Raw genomic sequence first — 4,927 nt, forward strand, 5'->3', positions numbered from 1 at the left:
TTTGGGTGATAGAGTCTAAGTCTTGATTATCTTGCTCGCGGTATACAAATTGCCCGACAAAATCAAAATCTTGAGTGAATCTATAATCAAGTTGCAAGCCTATTAAACTCAAAGGCTTAAAAGCAAAACCGTCCTTTTTAGCGCTCGCTTCTTGAGAACGGTCCGCTCGGAAACGGTAGTCTTCGGTATCAGAAGTTGCACTAGCTATGGTACCAAAGCCGCTGACATTGAGGTCATCTAGCGGTGCAGCCTGTACAGTTCTACTAAATAGCGTTAACAAAAGTAACGATATCGCAAGAGGTGTAATTCGAGTAGATAGCATTAACATTAATAAATTCATGATATTAAAAACTGAATAGTACAAGAATAGTCAATATTTCTAAAATGACCGAATTAAAAAGCTAGATTATTAACAGTCACTTATTGGTTTGTAACCAGGTAAATTAGATAAGTCGATTCCATCCAACTGCTCTTTAGATGCAAATTCCTTGACATACTCTTCATATACTTTTGACTCAATAAATATAGCAAAGATATCCGGATCCAAATGATTGTTTTCAACCATTTGCCCCATGATACGTAAGCATTCACTTACCGGTTTTGCTTTCTTATATGGTCTATCAGCCGCTGATAAAGCTTCAAAAATATCCGCCAAAGCCATAAGACGTGCTGGAACCGACATCTGCTCTTTTGTTAACCCTCTAGGGTAACCCTTACCATCCATTGTTTCGTGATGACCTAAAGCATATTCTGTGACGTTCTGTAGATGCTTAGGAAATGGTAAGGTTTCTAAAATATCCATAGTAATCACCATGTGATGTTTCATCACTTCTCGCTCAGCTTGGGTCAATGTGCCTCTTCTTACTTGTAAATTATCGACCTCATCTATGCTCAATATAGGCTGTTGGACACCTTCTATTTTTAGATCATAATGCTTTGCAATCTTGTGTATCAAGGCCACTTCTTCATCTTGAAGATACTCGCCACCCATGTTCACTTTTTGAATAAATGCACGCTCGACTTTTAGCTGTTGCAACTCTCTTTCCATGGCGGTTTTTAATTGCATTACCTCAATTTTTTCACCGTGGGTTAATGCCTCAATCATTTGATTTTTATACTTAATCTCAATGTCTCGTGACACTATCTCAAACTTAGCATTAACGTATTCAATTCTATCGAATATTGTTTGTAATTTTCGAGACTTTTCAATAATGTGATCTGGCGTGGCAATCTTTCCACAATCATGTAACCAACCCGCAATATCTAATTCGTGACGGTCTGCATCCGTTAAAGTAAAATCTGCAAGGGGACCTTTTTCCGTATTGTGGATAGCTTCGGCAATCATCAAAGTTAATGCAGGAACCCGACGACAGTGGCCGCCAGTATGCGGAGACTTCTCATCAATGGCTTTTGCGATGGTCTGAGCAAAAGACATAAACAATTGCTCCATCTTTTCGACTAAAGCTTTATTTGTTAATGAAATCGCACCTAATGCAGCGAAAGATCGAACTAAAGTTTCGATATCGTAACTAAATGGAACCGTCACACCATCTTCTTGTGCATTAATGAGCTGAATAACCCCAATGATATCTTCGGAGTGATCTTTAAGTGGGATCACTAACATAGACTTGGTTCGATAGCCTGTTCTTTCATCCATTCGGCGCGCTGCGCTCATATCAAAAGGAATGGTGTCGTATACATCCGGAACGTTAACAACTTCACCACTGTTAGCACAATGAGCCACCATCGCACCATTGTTATGTTTCCCATCTTTTATTAAAGGAATGTTCAAAAACTCAACCGGCGTACCGGAACTACCACCTAAATAAAGATCTAAGCTTTTGTTGATTACAGTTTCAAATACGAGCTCTTGTTCCGAATTTATCGAATAAATCGTACCTGCATCACAGTTAGCAATAGACATAACAATATGAAGAATTTCTTCAAGTAGCCTATTGGTATCTTTTTCACTTGAAAGTCGAATACTAATTTCAACTAGCTGCTGCAATGCATAACTGTCAGTTAAATTTTTACGTTCCATAAAATGCTACTTCTTTGAGTGGATGAATTGCCCCGACCAATCTGCCGGTAGCTGTTCAATGTCCATATTATTAATTCGTTCCAACATAAGACTATATATTTGCGTCGTTACCAATGTTGTTTGCGTTAGTTGACTAAACTTTTCTTTTGCCGCAGACCAGTCTCTTTCATAATAGGCGGTAAATGCATCCTTGTGTAGATTCAATAAATCCTGTGCTTCTGGAAGATCCAGAACAGAGTTGGCAATAGGTTCGTATATGCATACAGGCTCGGTCTTGCCAACAACAGTTACTTTATCGATTATTCTATAAACGCCCTTTGAGGCTTGGTTTTTGGTTTGCTCCGAAACCAAAATATCTACCCCATAATACTTGGTCAAACTCTCAATTCTTGACCCAAGATTTACGACATCACCTAACACAGTATAAGCTTTTCGATATTGGGATCCCATATCACCGACGTTCATGTCACCGGTGCTTAAACCAATCCCTAATTGAACAGCAGGCCAACCTTTCGACTCGAAATGGGAGTTTACTTCTTGTAATGACTTTATTATTTCTTTGGCGGTATCGACTCCCAACTGCGCATGATCGAGTTGGGTTAACGGAGCATTCCAAAATGCCATGACCATGTCACCAACATATTTATCTATTGTTCCACCGTGTTTAAATATGATTTCAGTCACAGTCGAAAGGTATTCATTAAGAAATAGGCTCAACTCAGTTGGTGACAATGACTCTGACAAAGTTGTAAAACTTCTTATATCGGCAAACAACACGGTCATTTCACGCCGTTCGCTGCTGGTGTCAGCATTTTTAGTAGAGACCATGAGCTTTTCAATATGCTCTGGAGGTACATACTGACCAAACATGTTCTGAATATTACGCTTAGTATTGGTCTCAACAATAAACCCAACAAAGACATAATAAATTGTTAAAGAAAAAACTAATAATAAAGGTAAAAACAGCCTCAAGCTGACGTGTAGTTCAGACCAGAAATACGCATTGATAGTGCCTATTATAACTATTACTAACAACCCAATACAGACTATTGATAATGCACTTCGATTGATCATTATTAGTGACAGCAACACACCAATTAATAACATCTTTATTAAGGTATATACTTTTGACCAATCAGGCTCTGCGGGAACAATATCCGGATTCATTATCCCTTCAAAGACGTTGGCATGAACTTCCACTCCAGGATATTGCAAACCAACTGAGGTGGCTCGTAAATCTGCAAGCCCTACCGCTGAGGTCCCAATGAATACAACACTGCCTTCAATTTGTTGTGGGGTAACTCGGTTGTTCAATACATCGGTCGCTGAAATATAAGGAAACGAATACGCTGGTCCTTTAAATGGCACCAAGATATGTCCGTATTCATCGGTTTGGAGCTGGCGGTCAACTAAGCTGATACCTTCCACAAAGCTTAAACCAGACGTATCATCCTTTTGAAATTTTATATTGATATGTTCAGACAATGTATACAGTCGGGCTGCTTCTAAAGCGATAGAAGGATAGAGCTCTCCATCTTTTTCTAAAATAAGTGCTGCCCGGCGGATAAAGCCATCTGAATCCGCCCGAGAATTTATAAAGCCGAGTCCTAAGCTTGCTTCTTGAAGAGGAGATATATTGCTTATAGCACCAGCATAACGAGAGACAACTCTATCTGTGTGTTCCGTGTTGTCCCAATCCACATGACTGACTAAAGGGCTGCCTTTAGAGTGGTTGGGTTCATCAGTGAATAAAAATCCTAACACGGTTTCAGATTGAGAGAGGGCTTGAGCCATTTTTAAATCAGCGTCAACGCTTTGTTTAATCTCAAGCAACGATGGTTTCAAATTTGGTGCTAGATCGCTTTGAAAATTGGCTTCCATATTAAGGATGCTATCGACAGGATTAATTTCAGGCTCTGGAAAAAAAATATCAAATGCAATGACGACAGCGCCTAACTCACTGAGTTTATTTACCAGTTCAGCAACTTTGGCACGACTCCAGGGATAACGTCCTTGCTCTTGCATGCTCTTTTCATCAATATCGATGATAACGACTTGCTCTGGAAGGTCTGTTGGCCGCTGGCTCAATGTTAGGTTTAACCTAACATCGTAAAAAATGCCCTCAACCCTCTCAAGAACATTATTTACGGGTCCTATTCGGGCAATATCGATCGCCAAAAATAAACAGGTTATGGCAATTCCAACCCAAAACTGTTTGGACGTTAATAATCGTGACCTAGTTAACAATTAACTATCACCCAAATCTATTATTGAACCCTCACGAGCACAAAAGATACTTAGATGTTCTGAGAACTGCTCTTGAATAGTCTTTTCTAAGCGTTGTAGCTCTTTATCTTTGCGAAATGGATCATGACTAATCAATGCTAGCGACTTCACTTTTGCGGCAACAGCTAATTCGGCAACTTGTCGAATTGTAGAGTGGCCCCAACCGTGTTTTTCTGGTAAATCTTCATCGATAAATTGGGCATCATGAATTAGTAAGTCAGCTCCATGAATAAACGATGCCCATTCTTCTAATGTAGTTTTGACTTGATAAGGCGGACTCAGCTCATTATCCGTTACATAGGCCAACTTCATGTCATTATTCTCAATAACATATGCTGTGCCACCATCAGGGTGATTAAGAAGCTTTGTTTTTATATCGAAACTACCCAAATTAAACATTGGCTCCGCGGTAGTCTCTGTATCTAGCTTGATATCAGCAGGTAGTTGCGAAAATTTGACTGGAAAACGAGAACCAGACATCTGCTCTGCAATTGCAGACTTGTCATCGCTATCGACTTGGCCAGCAAATACGCTTATTAGACGATTGGGCTGATAAATAGGTTTAAAAAATGGAAAACCTTGAATGTGATCCCAGTGATT

General features: G+C 39.6%; 3 protein-coding genes and 1 pseudogene. All 4 read right to left on the bottom strand.

Annotation, left to right across the window (positions count from 1 at the left end; genetic code table 11):
- A pseudogene (locus AC4E96_RS13810) lies at positions 1–328 on the bottom strand (hypothetical protein); the annotation flags it as partial.
- A gap of 81 nt (positions 329–409) precedes the next feature.
- Positions 410–2,041, bottom strand: a complete 1,632-nt coding sequence (locus tag AC4E96_RS13815; RefSeq protein ID WP_488034101.1) for an HD domain-containing phosphohydrolase — start codon at positions 2,039–2,041, stop codon at positions 410–412.
- A gap of 6 nt (positions 2,042–2,047) precedes the next feature.
- Positions 2,048–4,288 carry a CHASE2 domain-containing protein gene (locus AC4E96_RS13820; protein WP_490256239.1) on the bottom strand — a complete coding sequence of 747 codons (2,241 nt, stop codon included), beginning with the start codon at positions 4,286–4,288 and terminating at the stop codon, positions 2,048–2,050.
- The coding region (locus AC4E96_RS13825) for an MBL fold metallo-hydrolase (RefSeq protein WP_490256240.1) at positions 4,289–4,927 on the bottom strand (639 nt) is incomplete at its 5' end.

The sequence above is a fragment of the Psychrosphaera sp. genome (genome assembly GCF_982872775.1).

Coding starts and splice junctions, on each gene's coding strand:
- AC4E96_RS13815 (WP_488034101.1), bottom strand. CDS start 2,041: ATGGAACGTAAAAATTTAACTGACAGTTATGCATTGCAGCAGCTAGTT.